Raw genomic sequence first — 17,752 nt, 5'->3', positions numbered from 1 at the left:
TAGAATATGAAAATAGTAAATACAATAAAAACTATATTGCTGCTTTCGGTAGTGGTGATTTTACCGTCTTGCCTTGATCTTGATCCGCAAGATCAAATGTCGGATGCAAATTTGTGGCAGACTCCAAATGATTATAAACTGTATGCTAATCAGTTTTATGAATGGACTCGTGATTTTTCGAGTGCCGTATATGATGGTCCTCATAGTGATACCCGTTCGGACTTGATGACTTCAAGTAGCTACAATGAATATAGTAAGGGAATTAATAATATTCCGGTGTCGGATGGAAATTATACGGGAGCTTATACAAAGATTCGTTATGCTAATATTTTGTTACAAAAAGCAGAAAGTTATCCTAACCCGACAGACATAGCACGCTATGTTGCTGAAGCTAAGTTCTTTCGTGCATACGAATATTTTGATTTACTTCAGTTATTTGGAGATGTAATTGTGGTGACTGAACCTATTGATATCACTGATCCGAAAATGAATGCCCCTCGTGATGACCGTTCGAAAGTGGTAGACCTGATCATTGAAGATTTGAAGCAAGCCATTCCTAATTTACCGAAAGAGAATGCTATTGCAACAGCTGATAAGGGACGTGTTTCACAGGGAGCTGCCCAGGCTTTTCTTTCTCGTGTGGCGTTGTATGAAGGTACATGGCAGAAATTTAGGACAGGGGATGTAACTCGAATCAATGATTTGCTTGATATTGCTGCTGAGTCTGCTTGGGAAGTAATTGATAGTAAGCAGTATGAAATATTTAAACCGGCGGAATTAGGTACAGATGCTTATAAATATCTATTTATTTTAGAAGATGTTCAGTCCAATCCGGCTAATATTAAGAAAGATAAAAATAAGGAATATATTTTCTCACGTCGTCATGATGAAGTGATTGCTCCAATCGGTAAGAATATTACTAAGAATTGTTTTGCCAATGTACAATGGGTAACTCGTAAATTGGCGGAAATGTATTTGGGAGCGGATGGACTTCCAATTGACAATGCGCAGTCGACTGCCGGTGTTGACTATTCTACTCCAGACAACGAGTATGCAAAACGTGATAACCGCATGACGAATACTTTAATGGCACCGGGACGGAAATATTGGAATAACAATGCTTCTCATACCACTTGGACAGATGCGGATAAAGCTGCTTTTGATAATAAAGATTTCTATCCGACTAGTGGTAGTGGATATAACAATCAAAAATGGGCAACGGAACGTAATGTGAAAGATGAATATGAAGGATATGACTTTCCGATTATTCGTTATGCTGAAGTGTTACTGAATTATGCCGAAGCGGTATTTGAGAGAAATGCGGATGCAGAAGGTAACATCATGGATGCTTCTAAAGTGGATGCAGCATTGGTATATTTGAATGAGGTTCGTCAACGTGTGAATCCGAATATGCCGGAACTCACTACTTCTTTTGCTACTACTCATAATCTGAAAATGCGTGAAGAGATTCGCCGGGAGCGTACAGTGGAACTTTTCAATGAGGGCTTCCGTATTGATGATTTGAAACGTTGGAAAACTGCTGAAACGGAAATGCCGGAGAATATGTTAGGCGTAAAATGGAACACGTCCGGTGATTGGGCAACGTGGGCCGGAAAATGGTCTCCTTCTTATTCGTTGGAAGATGGCTGTTTGCTTATCGAAACCAATCGTGTGTGGAGTAATAAAAATTATCTTTATCCACTGCCGTCAGACCAACGTCAGTTGAATCCTAATATCGGTCAGAATCCGGGATGGTAATGTCGGGAAAAACTGATTTTATATGTTGAACATTAAAAGAATAGAATTATGAAATATACATTATTGAGTCTAGGCTTAGTGGCTGTTTTCTCATTGTCGGCATGTGATGACGGTAAGGTATTTGGTGATGGGCTGGATGAAAAGACACTAATCTCCGAGATTGAATTGACCAATGTGGAGAATGGAAAATTAACATTGGCTGCAACTGTAGATTATACAGACTCTTTGATTACTTATAAATATTCTCCGGAACAACCGAGTAACCCTAAGGTTAAATGGACATCATCGAATGAAAAAGTAGCTACTGTGTCACAGGATGGACTTGTGCATGCTGTAAGTGCAGGTAAGGCAAATATTATGATTACTCCGGAAGTAGGCTTTGGTGCAACAGCTCTTTTTGAATTGACTGTTGTGCCTGAATTTAAGCCGATTACAGATTTTGAATTTACGGAAGCCGATAAGGCTGAGCTATTTGCTTCAGAAGAAAGGACATTGAAACCAACCATTCTTCCGGCAGACCGTACTTATTCTACGATAACATGGAAAAGTAGTGATACGTCTATTGCGACTGTAACGAAGGATGGTGTAGTGAGAGGTGTTGATGGTGGAGAAGAGGGAAGAACTGTTACCATTACTGCTGTTTCTTTGGATAGAGGAGGGTATGAGGAATCTTTTGAATTAAAGATAATGCCGATAATCTATATTGATGAAATCACATTCGGGACACAAGAAGATTTGTTGCCGGGTGAAAGTGTGAAACTGAATTTCACTACCTATCCGGAAAATGCAACCGTAGCTTCTTTGACGTGGACTAGTAGTGATCCGAATGTTGTAGAAGTAAGTGACCAGGGAGTTGTAACTGCCAAGAAATATGGTGAAGTTACTATAATGGCTGCTACAACTATGGGACAGGAGTTTTCCACAACTGTAAAAGTTCCTAAGGGCTTGATAAAGGAAGACTTTGATGGAGAGACTACTTCTTGGTTTACAAACTTCAAGGGAGCATCAGGAGAAATCAAAGATGGTAAATTTGTAGTGACAATGGGATCACAAAATAATGAAAAATGGCGTGGAGATATCGCTTTGAGTCTAGATGGCAAGAAGACTGAGAATACATTTGTAGATCCGGATAACTATCCGTATGTTGCGATTAAAATTAGTGGCATAGGTTTTGAAGGTGGCACTGGTAATCTTACTTTTGATACGTCTTTGGGAACATATAAGAAGAATGGTGCTAATGGACATGAAATTATGTACGGTACGGATCAAATACCTGTTTATTATTATGATCTTACAATAGAAAATACGTTTGTAAATAAGTCAGGAGCTACTACATTAGATGGAGTAACAGAATTCAAAACGTTCCAGTTTAAGGTTGCTGATGTCTTGAAGTCTAAATATCCGGCTGGTAAATATGAGGTATATTGGATTAGAACATTTAAAACTAAAGAGGCTTTGACAGAATATGTAAATGCTAATAACTAATTGAATCATGGGAACAAAAATATATATATTATCAACGATGCTTGCACTCAATTTGAGTGCATGCACCGATATCCAAGATGGCACTACTGATATTGATTCATGGCCAGCTATAAATGAATATACATTGAATCATCCTTGTATGCTTCATACGGATGCTGATTTTACTTATGTGAAGTCTAAATTAACTCGGACTCCTTGGAGCGAAGGATTGGATAAATTGAAAAATTCGGGATATTCTTATTCTAATTATACTCCTGAAGCACAAGAAATCTTAGGGCGTATGGATGAAAAGAATTGGTCTGCTACATTTCCCGATTGGTGGAATAATTATACTTATTTCTATGAAGATGCAGCAGCGGCTTATCAATTAGCCCTTCGCTGGAAACTAGAAGGTGACATAGCTTGCGGACAAGCTGCAGTTAGAATCTTGAATGAATGGGCTACTACTTGCAAAGGACTTGTTCGTGTCAAGAGTCTTGCCAACGATAGAACGTATGATCCGAATGGAGAAATTGCCGACCCGAATGAATATTTGATTTCTATTAATGTTCATCAGATGGTAAATGCTGCAGAAATCATGCGTACAGACGAAACTCTTTTCAAGAAGGATGAATTGGCTGCATTTCAAACAATGGTAAAGAATGTTTTTTATCCGGCTGCTTCTGATTTTCTGGCTCATAGAGAAAGTTGCAAACAGCACAGTTGGTTAAATTGGGATCTGGCACAGATGACTTCTATTTTGTCTATTGGTATTCTTTGTGATGATCAGGATATGATTAATGAGGCTATTCTTTATTTTAAATATGGAGTAGGAAATGGTTGTATTGACAATGCAGTACCTTTTCTTCATCAAGATCCGGATGGTCATGGAATGTTAGGGCAAGGACAGGAGTCCGGTCGTGATCAGGGTCATGCAACGCTTTGTGTTTCTTTGATGGGAGCATTCTGCCAAATGGCATATAATATCGGTGAGGATTTGTTTGCTTATGATGGAAACAAGGTGCTTGCTATGGCTGAATATACGGCTAAATATAATTTGTGGAAAGACTTTGATGATACTTCTTCCACATCAGATGAGAAATTTGTGTATCGTAAAAAAGATTTCCCCTATACCTATTATGAGAATTGTAGCTGGCAGTGCCCTGAACTTTCTTCTCAGGAAGAGAATGATAAATCGAGAGGTGAAATACGTCCTTGTTGGGCTTTGATTTATAATCATTATAAAACCAAAGGCTTGGATGCATATTATACCAAACAGTTTATGGATGGCATGGGTGTCGAAGGTGGTGGAGGACATTACGGAAGCACAAGTGGTGGATTTGACCAATTAGGGTTTGGTACACTAATGTACACAAGAGAATAAAATATTATTTTCTAAAAATAATTATGAGGGGATTAGGTATTTACCTAATCCCCTTCGTATATATAAGCAAATAGGTCAGTAAATAGATTGTTTGAAAAGGAAATTAGATTCAGTTTTCTGAGAGATTAGTTTTATCTATGAGGTAGAAAGAATCTGTTTTTAGGAATAACATTTGAATTTAGAAAAGAATTATTAGTTAGGTACTATGCGTAAAAAGATTCTGTTTTTAGCAGGAATGATGGCTTGCTGTTCATTGGCAGGCGCACAAGAAATTTCTAAGACCTGGGTGGCTGATAAGGGAAATGGAACTTATCAGAACCCGGTTCTTCATGCAGACTATTCGGATCCGGATGTATGTGCAGCCGGAGATGATTTCTATATGACAGCGTCCAGTTTTAATTGTATTCCCGGAATTCCTATTCTTCATTCCAATGATTTGGTTAATTGGTCGTTAGTAAACTATGCATTACCGGTTCAGGAGCCGGAACCTTTCTTCGATAAGGCACAGCATGGCAAAGGCGTATGGGCACCGGCCATTCGTTTTCATAACGGAGAATTTTATATTTACTGGGGGGATCCGGATTATGGAATCTATATGATTAAAACTAAAGATCCGAAAGGAAAATGGAGCAAGCCTGTATTGGTGAAAGCTGGGAAAGGTATGATTGATGCCACTCCTTTGTGGGACGAAGACGGAAAAGTATATCTGATACATGCTTATGCCGGAAGCCGTAGCGGAGTGAATAGTATTCTCGTTATTTGCGAACTGAATGCAGAGGGAACAGAAGTAATTTCCGATCCGGTGATGGTCTTTGACGGAAATGATGGAAAGAACCATACGGTAGAAGGACCGAAACTTTACAAACGCAACGGATACTACTATATTTTTGCTCCGGCAGGTGGAGTAGCAACTGGTTGGCAATTGGTACTTCGCTCGAAGAACATTTACGGCCCTTACGAATCGAAGATCGTAATGGCACAAGGAAAGACGAGTATCAACGGGCCTCATCAAGGTGGCTGGGTAGACACCAACACTGGAGAATCGTGGTTCGTCCATTTTCAAGATAAAGGTGCTTACGGACGTGTGATTCATCTGAATCCGATGATGTGGGTAAATGACTGGCCTGTAATCGGAGTGGACAAGGATAAAGACGGTTGCGGTGAACCTGTAACGACTTATAAGAAACCGAATGTAGGAAAGACATATCCGATAGCCACTCCGCCGGAGAGTGATGAATTCAATACCCGCCATTTGGGATTACAATGGCAATGGCATGCCAATAAAAAAGATACTTACGGGTTTACTACCGATTTGGGATTTATCCGTCTTTATGCAGGCAGCCTTTCGAAAGAGTTTGTGAACTTCTGGGAAGTTCCTAACCTGCTGATGCAAAAGTTCCCGGCTGAAGAATTTACAGCTACGACCAAGCTGACATTTACTGCCAAGCAGGATGGAGAACAAGCCGGAATCATTGTGATGGGATGGGATTATAGTTATCTTTCTATTCGCAAAGCGGGAGATCAGTTTATTCTGCAACAGGCAGTTTGTAAGGATGCGGAACAGCAAAATCCCGAACAGATAAAAGAATTGGCAAACATTCCGGTGGAACATCTGAAGATGCCGGGAGTAGCAGATAATGAGTGGCAAACAGTTTACTTGCAAGTAAAGGTTCGTAAAGGAGCCGTTTGTACATTCGCTTATAGTCTGGACGGAAAGAAATACACGACAATGGGAGAGCCTTTCACAGCCCGACAAGGCAAATGGATCGGAGCCAAAGTTGGAGTATTTTGTGTAACTCCGAATGAGGGCAATCGTGGATGGGCGGATGTAGACTGGTTCAGAGTCAATTAAAAATTAAGAATTAGAAATTAAAGTAGATATATCAGATTAAGATGAAAAAGATTGTAGTAGGTCTGGCTGTGGTGTTAGGTTTCTGTACGTGTGCTCATCAGCCTTCCGGTACATTGGATGTGAATAAGGCATTGGACTACTGCGCAAAGCAGACACAACGTACACTTACGGAACTGAAAACAGATTCCGGAATTGACTATACGATGATGCCGCGCAATATCATGGCTGACGAACAACATTGGAATTGTCGTAAGGCGACGAAGGAGGAGTGGTGTGCTGGTTTTTGGCCAGGAGTACTTTGGTATGATTACGAATATACAAAAGATAAGCAAGTGTTGGAAGAAGCGGAGAATTTCACTCACTCATTGAAGTTTCTTTCTCATATTCCAGCTTACGATCACGATTTGGGATTTCTTGTATTTTGTAGCTACGGAAATGGTTACCGTCTGACTAAGAATCCGGCATATAAACAGGTGATATTGGACACTGCCGATACATTGGCTACCTTGTTCAATCCAATTGTAGGAACAATTCTTTCATGGCCTCGTGAGGTAGAACCGCGTAATTGGCCTCACAATACAATCATGGACAATATGATTAATCTGGAAATGCTTTTCTGGGCAGCTAAGAATGGCGGTAATCCTTATTTGTATGACATTGCCGTGTCTCATGCGGACAAAACGATGAAAAGCCAGTTCCGTCCTGATTATACTTCTTATCATGTGGCTGTATATGATACAATCACAGGCAATCTGATTAAAGGTGTTACTCACCAGGGATATGCAGATAGTACAATGTGGGCGCGTGGACAAGCATGGGCTATTTATGGATATACTGTGGTCTATCGTGAGACAAAAGATCCTAAATACTTGGATTTTGCTCAGAAGGTAACGGATGTTTATTTGGATAGACTCCCTGAGGATAAAGTTCCTTATTGGGATTTTGATGATCCGAGTATACCGAATGCTCCCCGTGATGCTTCGGCAGGAGCGGTGGTTGCTTCTGCTTTGCTCGAATTGTCTACCTATCTTCCTAATGGAACAGGAAAACGTTATAAGGATGCGGCAATCGAGATGTTGACGAGTCTCAGCTCCGACAGTTACCAGAGTGGTGAAAGTAAACCTTCTTTCTTGCTTCATAGTGTAGGACACTGGCCGAATCACTCGGAAATAGACGCTTCTATCATTTATGCTGATTACTATTATATCGAAGCGTTGTTGAGGTTGAAACGTCTGCAAGAAGGATACGGAGTGCTTGGATAATAAGGCTCTTTTGAATACTGGTAAGAATAATAAATGCTCTGCAAGAAAGATTCATTCGTTGCAGAGCATTTTTACTGGTTAGGTTTAGGGCTATTTATTGTTTTACCTTAATGATGTCATAATTCAAATCACTAACGGCTTCCTGTAGGCTGTCATTTACCAATCGAAGAGTTGTATCATTCACAATTACGAAATACATGGGAGCTTCACCACTTTTCGGGGTTAATTTGACTGCAGTAACAGGTTTTTTGTTTACCACCTTATGTATTGTCTGTTGCTTTCCATTGGAAGTGAAAGTCTTGTTCTGACCTTGGCCTTGAGCGTCCAGGTAAGTCATATCCAGTGTGTAAGTAGTATCAACACCATCAGTTGCAGCATTCAGGGTTAACACATAATCGATACCCGGACCGTCGGCAGCAGGAAGAGTACCGGCATAGACTTCTGTCATTTCGGTAATCGGAGTCATAGCGAGGGCAAGACTGTCTGCTTGTGCCTCTGCGGCTTTGTTGGCTTTTGATTGGCAAGATGCCAAAGCAGCTACGACGGCTGCTAACATAATTACTTTTTTCATTGCTAAGTGCTTTAAGTTAATATAAATATAGTGAGCTATCGCTCGGTTTTACTTTATTCCTCTTCCCGTTTGATGACAAGTAGTTTGTCTACTCGTCCCCGATCCATATCCACTACTTCGAATTGCAGATTCTTGTATGTGAAGATGTCTCCGGCTTTCGGGATACGACCAATCAGGAACATTGCCAGTCCGCCTAAAGTTGTGAAGTCTTCGGATTTCAGGTTTTCGTATGATAAAATTCCCATCTCTTCCATAAAATCGTCAATGTTCATTGAAGCTTCTACCAACATCGAACCATCCTGCCTTGTGACGATTTCTTCTTCTTCCGTTTCGTCCTCTTCAAGGATGTCTCCGAAGATACTTTCCGTCAGGTCGTGCAGTGTGATAATACCTTCCGTACTACCATACTCGTTAACAACAACTCCGAACTTGTTTTTGTTCTTCTTAAATAGCTCTAAAACTTTATTTGCATACAAACTTTCCGGAATAAAGAGAGGGGGACGGGCTATTTCACATAAGTTAAACTTCTGCTGGTTACCGACCATCAGGATAATATCTTTCACGGACACTACACCGATAATCTCATCTTTCCGTTCGTCTACCAATAGATATTTGCTGTAATGTTCCTCTTCGATCACTTTCATTACCTTTTCCCGCGTATCATCCGGATGAAGGATAATGAGATCCCTGCGGTGTGTCATCAACTCATTGGCTCGCTTGTCCGAGAAGCGGAACACATCACGTATCATTTCCGTTTCCTCTTTGTCAATCACACCCTGTTCCGAGCTTTGGTGAAGAATCATCTTAATCTCCTCCTGTGTCATAGGGCGTTCTTCACTTTTCAGACCGATGAGCTTATTCAACAAACGGGTGGATATACTGAGTAACCAGACAAAGGGGTAGGAGACTTTTGTCAGCAGAATCATAATCGGACTGAATAAGATGGCATATTTCTCCGGATTACTAAGAGCAATGGATTTAGGGACCAATTCTCCGATAATGAGAGAAAGATAGGTAATGACTGCTACCGTAGTAATCATGGCAAGATTACGCGCATAAGCTTCAGCTCCCGGAATAAGGGAGAATAGAGGAACGAGATCATCGGCAATGGCTACTCCACCATACGCACCGGATACGATACCGATCAGGGTAATACCTATCTGGATGGTGGATAAGAACTTTTCCGGTTCTTCCAACTGTTTCAGAACTCCGCGTGCGGATTTGTTACCTTTAGCGACAAGTGTTTCAAGACGTGCTTTGCTGGATGATACCAGCGCAATTTCATACATGGCAAAAATGCCATTCAGTATGAGTAAGAAAAGAATTATAAGAAATTCCATAAATGGATTAAAATGGTTATTGCTTCGAAATTACATGAAATCAAGACACTATGCAAATCTGTGTAATAGATTAATGATTTTTTAATACTAGTGGATTCTTTTTATCGGAAAAAGAAAAGGAGATACAAAGGTTGTAAAACCAACGTATCTCCTTTTTCCGTCCAATTCAGGAAGGATGTCTGTTATTTTTTAGCATAAGTATCCGCCTTTGCTTTGGCTCGCTCGATTCGCTTCATTGTATCGGGATGTGAAGAGAACATCTTTTGGAGATAAGAAGGCTTTTCTGCACCTTCTGAGAGTTTTGCCAGCTTGGTCAGCGAATTAGCCATGGCATAAGGGTCGATACCATTCTTTACACAGAACTCTACACCATAATCGTCGGCTTCGCCTTCTTGTTTTTGTGAATATTGCGCACCTGCCAATGCTTCGGCCATAGCTCCGAGTTCAGAGTCGGTCAGTTTGGCAACCTTGTCGCTGGTAGCACCAGCTGCATTCTTTACAGCCGAACGAAGGTAGGCGTTCTTCATGGCGTCTTTTGAATCGGTATGAACTACATGACCGATTTCGTGACCTACTACGGCCATGACTTCTTCGTCAGTCATTACATCCATTAGTCCGGCACAGATACGTACACTACCGTCACCACAGGCAAATGCATTGATATCTACTACTTCATATACGCCGAAGTTCAGTTTTAGCCCGTCTACTTCTTTAATATGACCGGTCAGTTTTTCCAGGCGTTTGCCGTATTCCGTATCCGGTTTGGTCAATGGATTGTGAGTGTCCATCCATTCCATGTATTCCTTACTCATGTTGGCAATATCGGCATCAGATAATGTTACGGCTGATACTACGTCTTTGCCGGCTTGTAATGCTTTCCCTAAATTAAACTTTTTACCGAACTGTGCAGATGCTGTCATGCCCATTCCTAAGAGGATAAAGGCGATCATAGTAATTTGTCTTTTCATACTTTTAAAGGTTTTTATATTAATATTCAAATGTAATTCCTAAGGTAGGGAGTAAGGTCCCACTTGACTGCTTGATACGTTTCATTCTATAATGCTGACTATCGGCTGGAGCTTCCGGGTTATCGATAACACCGGTACTCATCAGTACGTCCTGTTGTTTTAGTTTGCTTACGGTGATATTCTGCAAATCCAGATAGAATCCCAGCATACAGTGTTTCAGGTAAAAAGTCTTATCCACACGGATATCTACTTGGGCAAAGGCGGGAAGGCGTTCCTTATTATACTTCGAATAGTCATAATATGCCTTTCCTTGTGCATCCCAGGCAGATACCAGAGAGGATTTCTCTTCATCGTAGGGGGTATAGGGAGCACCGCCGATACAACTGACTTTCATTCCGACACTCCATAGATGCGGGAGATTGTAAGTTCCCCGTAGATTGAAGATATATCGGTTATCCCATGCGGATGCGATGTATTCACTTTCTTTATTGTTACGGTATTCACTTTTGAACAGGGTGAAAGAAGAAGCCAGGTTCAACTTTTTGGCAATTAACCATTTTACTAAGATTTCTGCTCCATAAGAACGCCCTTGTGCGGTGGAAGTTAGCAGTTCATTGCCAATCACTCCGTAATCATTTCCTTTGCAGGCCAGTGGAATGCCGTCTACAACGGAGAGCGGAATCTTATCATAATCTTTGTAGAATCCTTCAATGGAAACTTCAAAAGTATCTCCTTTCCGCCAACTGACTCCCAAACTTTCCTGACTGACTTTCATATAGCGGAGGTTGTATTTGTTGGCGTATGCTCCATGATTGTTTTTAAATCCAAGCGCTGTATATGGAGGAAGCTGATAATAAAGTCCGGCATTGCCGCTTACAAACCAGTGATCGGTTAACTGGTAAGAAAGTGATATACGGGGTGATAATTGGTCGGAGAGGGATTTCATTGCCGATGAATAGTTATTGGCATCGGCCCGTAACCCTAAAGAAGCAGTGAAACGTTCATCCATTGAAGAATAATTGACAGTACCGAAAATTCCCCATCGTAAAATATCCAGATAGGTGTGATAGTCGAATATTTGTGCCTGATTCGTATATATCTTTTGAAAAGTTGTATTAGAGTATTGGCTATAATCTAAGTTCACTCCAAGATTGATTTTCCAGTTTCGGATAGAGGATTTGTTCTCGAAACGGAACTTCGTTTCTTGTTCGGTAGAACGGAGGCGAAGCATTAGATTGTCCGGAACACTTTCGTCATTCTGGCGGTATTTCGTGTTACGGTTGTTCAGATAACTGTGGCTGACGACTATTGATTGTACATGTGCTCCTGCGTAGTGTCGGTAAACAGAGCCCAATGTAAACGTCTCCTGCTTGATCTTAGGCAGGTAGCTGAGAATGTATTCGTTGTCTTCACTATCCGCTTTTGTGTTCAAGCGCATATTGTCGATTCCTCCCAATCCTAAAATAGTCAGTTCATTTTGTTTGTCGAACCTGGTTTTCAATTTGAACTGTACGTCTGTGAAGGTCGGCAAGAAAGGGAGGTCAAGCATATCAAAAAGGAATTGCAGATAGGATTGGCGTACGGATACCAGATAAGAAGTTTTTTCCCCGATATGCCCGTTGGAAGCAAGGGAGACTTCAGAAGCTCCAAGAGTTGCTTTCAGCGAGTTGCGTTCCATATCTCCGTCACGTAATTTGAAATCTAGGACAGAACTGAGTGCATTCCCTTTATCTGTAGGAAAAGCACCGGTATAAAAATTGACTTCACGTATCAAGTCGGCATTGAGGATACCTACGGGACCACCGGAAGCTCCTTGCGTGCTGAAATGGTTGATGTTGGGAATTTCTATTCCGTCCAGATAAAAACGGTTTTCAGAAGGGGAACCGCCACGTACAATCAAGTCGTTGCGGTAGCCTATTGGTGAAAAGGCAACTCCGGGATAAGACTGTACGATTCGTGAGATGTCCCGGTTGGCTCCCGGACTCTTTTCTATTTCTTGTAGTCCTATGATACGCAGGCTGACAGGGCTTTCCAAATCACGCCGAAAAGGGGAAGCAGTGACAGTAATGCCTTCGAGCTCCGTCAGGTTCTCTTCCATCTCTATCGAGATATTTAAATTCCTGGTGGACAAGATATATTCAGGCGTAGTGACACTTTTGTAGCCGATAGCTGTTGCTTGTAAACGATAGATACCGGGAGGTACCTGCTCTATTGTAAAGTGTCCTTCTGCATTGGTTACGCCACCTTTATTCAGTCCGATGACCGTTACATTGATAAACTCTAATGGTTGACGGCTGTTTTTGTCTATTACTGTTCCTTTTATCTGATGCACAGGTTGAGCTTGAATCAGGAGAAGCAGAAAACTGCAAAAAAAGAAAAAGGTAAGAAGTCGCTTCATACAATTAGAGTTTAGTGGTGCAAAAATAATTAAATTGTTTTATTTCTCGTTTATAAGTTCTATTTTTGTGAGACCTATTAGACAGATTCTTTGATGAAAATGTAAATTTGATTACTGGCAATGATGCGATGAAGGCACACATTGTTCAGAAGACACGGAAGAATTATATATTAAAATAAAATAATACACAATGAAAAAACTTCTGTTAATTACTCTTTTTCTTGGTTGGGCAGCTCTCTCTTTTGCTGCCAAAGTAGATACCTTATTGATTAAAAGTCCTTCCATGAATAAGGATGTGAAGGTGGTGGTAGTAACTCCAGATGTAGCATTGGGGAAAAAAGCGCTAGCTTGCCCCGTTCTTTATCTGCTACACGGCTACGGAGGAAATGCCAAAACATGGATTGGAATAAAACCGAATCTTCCACAAATAGCGGATGAAAAGGGAATGATTTTTGTTTGTCCTGATGGGAAAAATAGCTGGTACTGGGATAGTCCGCTCAATCCGTCATATCGTTACGAGACGTTCATTTCATCGGAGTTGGTTAAGTATATTGACGAGCATTATAAAACGATTGCTGATCGGAAAGGACGTGCCATTACCGGATTGAGTATGGGTGGACATGGAGCAATGTGGAATGCGATCCGTCATAAAGATATATTTGGCGGTGCTGGAACGACAAGTGGTGGAATGGATATCCGTCCTTTCCCGAAGAACTGGGAAATGTCCAAGCAGTTAGGAGATTATGATTCAAATAAAGAAGTGTGGGATAATCATACTGTTATCAATCTGATCGATGGTCTTGAAAATGGAGATTTAGCCATTATAATCGATTGTGGTGAGAGCGATTTCTTCCTGAAGGTGAATCAGAATTTACACCATCGTTTGTTGGAGAAAAAGATTGACCATGATTTTATTACCCGTCCGGGAGCGCATAACGGACAGTATTGGAATAACTCTATTGACTATCAGATACTTTTCTTCGATAAGTTTTTCAAGAAATAAATTGTATTGATATGATTGGCGCATTATATTAGTGCCATGATTGTGCCGCTTCTTTGTCACAGTTATCTTTTTAGGAGCCCAATGGGGCTCCTTATTCAATGGCAATTGATATGTTCTGAGTATTGATCTTATTGGAATAATGTGTGCGGCTATAAATGCTCGTAGGTTTTCCTTCGTTGTCGAATGTATAAGAATAAGTAGTATATTCATTATTATTGTTTTCAGGAGTGGAGCGGGCTACCAGATGTTGTGTCGGCTTGCCTAAGATTCCGGCAAATAGGGCGCATTGGTGGAATGAAAGCGGATAAGTTTCTAATAAATCCAAACAGGGCAGGCGATAGTAATTGATTGTTTCTCCGGCTTCATACATTATTTTATTTTCTCCGTAATCAGTGAAAGATTCATTTGTCAGTGACGGGGAAGTAACACTGATCAGCTCTCCGTATTGATAAACAAGCGACAGGGTATGGGAAGCGTTTTCGGGCTGTAGTGTACCATTTATAGATGTAATATTTTCATGCAGTTGAGTTAAGTATCCGTCTGTATATGTAAAATTATATTGGCGTATTTGGGAAATGGTCGTGTATGTACATTGAGTTGCATAACCTTGTTCATTCAATGTATATATCCATTTGTTATCTTCACTATCTATCATGGTGACAAGGTTGTTCTCATATTGTAAAGTTACCTGATGAGAAAGTTCCTGTACAATTTCCTCACCAATGCTGATTGACTGTGTATTGGTATAGGATGTGAGCTTATTATCCGTATATGCATACTCATTCTTTATAGTGTTGATAGCAGTGGAGGTGGTCATATATGTCTCTTCAACTTCGGTCATTACCATTTTAGACATTGTCGGAACAGGTATATTAATCTCATTCCACGTCTTCTCTTTCTCATCATCGTCGGAACAACTGAAAAGTAGAATAGTGGTGATAAATAGTAGAACTACTTTTTTCATTTTAAATGTTATTAAAGCCTTAGCCCTTTACTGCTAAAACGTCGGCTGGCTGGACTGCTTACACTCTTTTCGACCTTGAAGCGAGTCTGTGGTGTACTTTCTTCTGGAGTTTCGTCATCTTTAGGCGGATATGTACCGTCCAATACTCCTATGGCGATCTTCAGCAATCTTTCACTTTTACCATCCTTGTCGAATGTACCGAATGGTAGGAATTCACTGTAATTTGTACTCCCATCTATTGTGGTTTCACTGACTTTTAAATCGGTAGCTGGAGAAATGGCACCATAAGTATCGTGTTGGGAATTGTAAACTGTACATACTACCGGGTTGACCGACCATAGAAATTCTTCATTAATAAACTGTTCTGTTGCTACATTTTGTCCCTTCGTCGAACTGCCTACAGTAGCAATGGGATATGTATCCTCTAAAAAAAGACTTCTAATGAGCATTTCCGGTGCTCCCATTGTCGTTCCGCTGGTAATGGCGATTAAACTGTGTAAGTTTAAATTGATCTCCCTATCTGTACCGAACAGAATAGTGGCGTCTTTATCCGTATTTTTATCATTATATTCAAGATAAGCCATTGGCTCTCCTAAACGGTCGGCTGAGGTCAGAATAGTACCTAACAACTGAACACAATCCATTGAACCTCCCTCATTGTAACGAAGGTCAAGAATAACAGCTTGTACGCCTGCTTCCTTAAACTTTTGCGAGACACTGCGTAATTCATTGTTGTATTTTTCCGGTTCGGCTTTTGTACCGGCTGTGAAGCTATTGTACATGAGATAGCCTACCCTTATCTTTTTGACCGGCGACTCAATAATCTCATATTTATGTACGGGATTGTCTTCTACTATCTGTGCTGCAGGCATTTCAACGGGGTCATCTATTGGAACAACTCTATATTCCATCGTCGGTCCTTCATCTTCTCCGTCACCTCCCTCATTTCCGTCTTCTTCATCTTCTATTTCCACCTCTTTCCACTCGCCCAAAGTCAGTTTTACGGCTTTAGTTCCTTGCAATAAATATGTCTCATATTTCTTACTAATGTAGGAAGTGTCTACTTTCATGATCCAATCACCGCGTTCTAAACCCGCCTGTGCGGCAGGGGAACCTGGAATAACGTAAGTAATCAAAGCGTTGTAGGCAGTGTCAATATCCGGATTTCTAACTAATGAATAATCAAATCCATATGTGGGCAATGGGGTTGCCATAACAGAGTCTACAAATGAATAACTATCCTGCTTCGATTTCACTTTAGACAGGAAAGAGGCAGGTTCTACAAATAAATTTACATCATCATAGGAAGGTAGCTCCTGATACCATAGATAGTTCTGTTGCATGATGTCTAATATCCATGTATCCAATGCTGTTTGGTGGGCATACTCCGGCCAGCGGTCAACACCACAGGAGAAGAAGCCACTGAGAGATACGATGGTCAGGGCGGGTATAAGGATTATCTTTCTTAATTTCGTCATCATAAAAAGCTTTTCACGTTGCAAATGTAGGAAATACTTTGCTTATCTACCACATTTATGGTATAAAAATGCCTTTAATGTGTGATTGGCTGTTAGAGAATCCTGCGTTATCTTTGTGCTTCCAAAATTATCAATAGGCATTAGTAAAATAGAATAAGTGATTAATAAACGGTAATTTCATGAATATAGCTGCATTGTTATCGGGAGGTGTTGATAGTTCGGTGGTTGTTCACTTGCTTTGTGAGCAGGGCTACAAACCGACTCTTTTTTATATAAAGATCGGTATGGAAGGAGCGGAGTATATGGATTGTTCGGCAGAGGAAGATATTGAATTATCGGCTGCTACTGCCCGAAAGTACGGTTTATCTCTTGAAATAGTTGATTTTCATAAGGAATACTGGGAAAATGTAGCGACTTACGCCATTGGTAAGATCCGGCAGGGATTGACACCGAATCCGGATGTGATGTGCAATAAACTGATAAAGTTTGGTTGCTTTGAACAACGCATCGGGAAAGAGTTTGATTTTACGGCTACCGGTCATTATGCTACTACGATACAGCGTGATGGAAAAGTGTGGCTGGGTACGGCAAAAGATCCCGTAAAAGACCAGACGGATTTTCTTGCACAGATTGATTATCTGCAAATTTCCAAACTAATGTTTCCCATTGGAGGATTGACGAAACATGAGGTGCGTGAAATTGCAGATGCGGCTGGATTACCCAGTGCCAAAAGAAAAGACAGTCAAGGCATTTGCTTTTTGGGAAAGATAAACTATAATAATTTTGTCCGTCGTTTTCTTGGCGAGCGGGAAGGAGTGATTGTAGAATTGGAAACCGGAAAGAAACTAGGTACACATCATGGTTATTGGTTTCATACTATCGGGCAACGGAAGGGGCTTGGTTTGAGTGGAGGTCCTTGGTTTGTTGTTAAAAAGGATATTCAGGAAAATATCATTTATGTATCTCGCGGCTACGGTGTAGAGACCCAATATGGGAATGAATTCCAAATGCGTGATTTTCATTTTATAACGGATAATATTTGGAAGGGTCAGGATAAGGAAGTGGATATAACCTTTAAAATTCGTCATACTCCTGAATTTACTAAAGGGAAGCTCATTATGAAGGGAGATAATCAGTTTCATATCCTATCTTCTGAAAAGTTACAAGGCATTGCTCCGGGACAGTTTGGAGTGATTTATGATAAAGAAGCGCGGATTTGTGTGGGAAGTGGAGAGATTATCTGTTAAATATTTTTTTTGAGTGGCGAAGATTGAATAAACAAGATTATTTTCATTACTTTTGTTTCGTAG

Annotated in this window: 13 protein-coding genes; 7 read left to right on the top strand and 6 right to left on the bottom strand. The window is 40.6% G+C overall.

The annotated features are described in order from the left end of the window. The first annotated feature begins 6 nt into the window (after positions 1 to 6). From H8S63_RS06420 to H8S63_RS06400, 5 genes are all read left to right on the top strand, one after another. On the top strand, positions 7 to 1,758 hold the full coding sequence (locus H8S63_RS06420; protein ID WP_186926181.1) for a RagB/SusD family nutrient uptake outer membrane protein: 1,752 nt from the start codon (positions 7 to 9) through the stop codon (positions 1,756 to 1,758). 48 nt (positions 1,759 to 1,806) lie between these two features. Then, positions 1,807 to 3,243, top strand: a complete 1,437-nt coding sequence (locus tag H8S63_RS06415; protein WP_007754308.1) for a DUF4979 domain-containing protein — start codon at positions 1,807 to 1,809, stop codon at positions 3,241 to 3,243. A 7-nt stretch (positions 3,244 to 3,250) separates the two neighbouring features. Then, a complete protein-coding gene (locus H8S63_RS06410; protein WP_186926179.1) occupies positions 3,251 to 4,606 on the top strand; it encodes an alginate lyase family protein in 1,356 nt (451 codons plus the stop codon). A 205-nt stretch (positions 4,607 to 4,811) separates the two neighbouring features. Beyond that, positions 4,812 to 6,458, top strand: coding sequence for a glycoside hydrolase 43 family protein (locus H8S63_RS06405; protein WP_186926177.1), 1,647 nt, complete (start codon positions 4,812 to 4,814; stop codon positions 6,456 to 6,458). A 41-nt stretch (positions 6,459 to 6,499) separates the two neighbouring features. Next, positions 6,500 to 7,720 (top strand): glycoside hydrolase family 88 protein, encoded by a 1,221-nt coding sequence (locus tag H8S63_RS06400; protein ID WP_007754317.1) that lies wholly within the window; start codon positions 6,500 to 6,502, stop codon positions 7,718 to 7,720. A 94-nt stretch (positions 7,721 to 7,814) separates the two neighbouring features. On the opposite strand, the gene H8S63_RS06395 is transcribed toward H8S63_RS06400, so the two are convergent. The 4 genes from H8S63_RS06395 to H8S63_RS06380 all read right to left on the bottom strand — a co-directional run bounded on the left by H8S63_RS06395 (position 7,815) and on the right by H8S63_RS06380 (position 12,997). Next, on the bottom strand, positions 7,815 to 8,291 hold the full coding sequence (locus tag H8S63_RS06395) for a copper resistance protein NlpE (RefSeq protein ID WP_007754320.1): 477 nt from the start codon (positions 8,289 to 8,291) through the stop codon (positions 7,815 to 7,817). A gap of 53 nt (positions 8,292 to 8,344) precedes the next feature. Beyond that, on the bottom strand, positions 8,345 to 9,631 hold the full coding sequence (locus tag H8S63_RS06390; protein ID WP_186926176.1) for a hemolysin family protein: 1,287 nt from the start codon (positions 9,629 to 9,631) through the stop codon (positions 8,345 to 8,347). Positions 9,632 to 9,813: 182 nt separating this feature from the next. Beyond that, positions 9,814 to 10,599 carry a M48 family metallopeptidase gene (locus tag H8S63_RS06385; RefSeq protein ID WP_007759054.1) on the bottom strand — a complete coding sequence of 262 codons (786 nt, stop codon included), beginning with the start codon at positions 10,597 to 10,599 and terminating at the stop codon, positions 9,814 to 9,816. A 19-nt stretch (positions 10,600 to 10,618) separates the two neighbouring features. After that, positions 10,619 to 12,997 carry a TonB-dependent receptor gene (locus H8S63_RS06380; protein WP_186926174.1) on the bottom strand — a complete coding sequence of 793 codons (2,379 nt, stop codon included), beginning with the start codon at positions 12,995 to 12,997 and terminating at the stop codon, positions 10,619 to 10,621. Between the two features lie 190 nt (positions 12,998 to 13,187). Between H8S63_RS06380 and H8S63_RS06375 the strand changes: the two genes are divergently transcribed. After that, positions 13,188 to 14,000: an alpha/beta hydrolase family protein gene (locus H8S63_RS06375; protein WP_007754329.1), complete on the top strand. Its 813-nt coding sequence runs from the start codon at positions 13,188 to 13,190 to the stop codon at positions 13,998 to 14,000. Positions 14,001 to 14,091: 91 nt separating this feature from the next. Here the strand turns inward: H8S63_RS06375 and H8S63_RS06370 are convergent, their stop codons facing one another. Continuing rightward, on the bottom strand, positions 14,092 to 14,964 hold the full coding sequence (locus H8S63_RS06370) for a DUF4595 domain-containing protein (protein ID WP_186926172.1): 873 nt from the start codon (positions 14,962 to 14,964) through the stop codon (positions 14,092 to 14,094). A gap of 11 nt (positions 14,965 to 14,975) precedes the next feature. Beyond that, positions 14,976 to 16,445 (bottom strand): S41 family peptidase, encoded by a 1,470-nt coding sequence (locus H8S63_RS06365; RefSeq protein WP_186926170.1) that lies wholly within the window; start codon positions 16,443 to 16,445, stop codon positions 14,976 to 14,978. 176 nt (positions 16,446 to 16,621) lie between these two features. On the opposite strand from H8S63_RS06365, the gene mnmA reads away from it, so the two are divergent. Next, positions 16,622 to 17,689 carry a tRNA 2-thiouridine(34) synthase MnmA gene (gene mnmA / locus H8S63_RS06360; protein WP_186926168.1) on the top strand — a complete coding sequence of 356 codons (1,068 nt, stop codon included), beginning with the start codon at positions 16,622 to 16,624 and terminating at the stop codon, positions 17,687 to 17,689. The last annotated feature ends 63 nt before the right edge of the window (positions 17,690 to 17,752 follow it).

Origin of the sequence: Bacteroides sp. NSJ-39, from assembly GCF_014287315.1 — a bacterium.
Classification (GTDB): domain Bacteria; phylum Bacteroidota; class Bacteroidia; order Bacteroidales; family Bacteroidaceae; genus Bacteroides; species Bacteroides finegoldii.
This window is presented reverse-complemented; position numbering and strand designations above follow the sequence as displayed.

Excerpts from the sequence above, each read along its gene's own strand:
- H8S63_RS06420 (WP_186926181.1), top strand. The coding sequence starts at position 7 with ATGAAAATAGTAAATACAATAAAAACTATATTGCTGCTTTCGGTAGTG.
- H8S63_RS06415 (WP_007754308.1), top strand. The coding sequence starts at position 1,807 with ATGAAATATACATTATTGAGTCTAGGCTTAGTGGCTGTTTTCTCATTG.
- H8S63_RS06410 (WP_186926179.1), top strand. The coding sequence starts at position 3,251 with ATGGGAACAAAAATATATATATTATCAACGATGCTTGCACTCAATTTG.
- H8S63_RS06405 (WP_186926177.1), top strand. The coding sequence starts at position 4,812 with ATGCGTAAAAAGATTCTGTTTTTAGCAGGAATGATGGCTTGCTGTTCA.
- H8S63_RS06400 (WP_007754317.1), top strand. The coding sequence starts at position 6,500 with ATGAAAAAGATTGTAGTAGGTCTGGCTGTGGTGTTAGGTTTCTGTACG.
- H8S63_RS06395 (WP_007754320.1), bottom strand. The coding sequence starts at position 8,291 with ATGAAAAAAGTAATTATGTTAGCAGCCGTCGTAGCTGCTTTGGCATCT.
- H8S63_RS06390 (WP_186926176.1), bottom strand. The coding sequence starts at position 9,631 with ATGGAATTTCTTATAATTCTTTTCTTACTCATACTGAATGGCATTTTT.
- H8S63_RS06385 (WP_007759054.1), bottom strand. The coding sequence starts at position 10,599 with ATGAAAAGACAAATTACTATGATCGCCTTTATCCTCTTAGGAATGGGC.
- H8S63_RS06380 (WP_186926174.1), bottom strand. The coding sequence starts at position 12,997 with ATGAAGCGACTTCTTACCTTTTTCTTTTTTTGCAGTTTTCTGCTTCTC.
- H8S63_RS06375 (WP_007754329.1), top strand. The coding sequence starts at position 13,188 with ATGAAAAAACTTCTGTTAATTACTCTTTTTCTTGGTTGGGCAGCTCTC.
- H8S63_RS06370 (WP_186926172.1), bottom strand. The coding sequence starts at position 14,964 with ATGAAAAAAGTAGTTCTACTATTTATCACCACTATTCTACTTTTCAGT.
- H8S63_RS06365 (WP_186926170.1), bottom strand. The coding sequence starts at position 16,445 with ATGATGACGAAATTAAGAAAGATAATCCTTATACCCGCCCTGACCATC.
- mnmA (WP_186926168.1), top strand. The coding sequence starts at position 16,622 with ATGAATATAGCTGCATTGTTATCGGGAGGTGTTGATAGTTCGGTGGTT.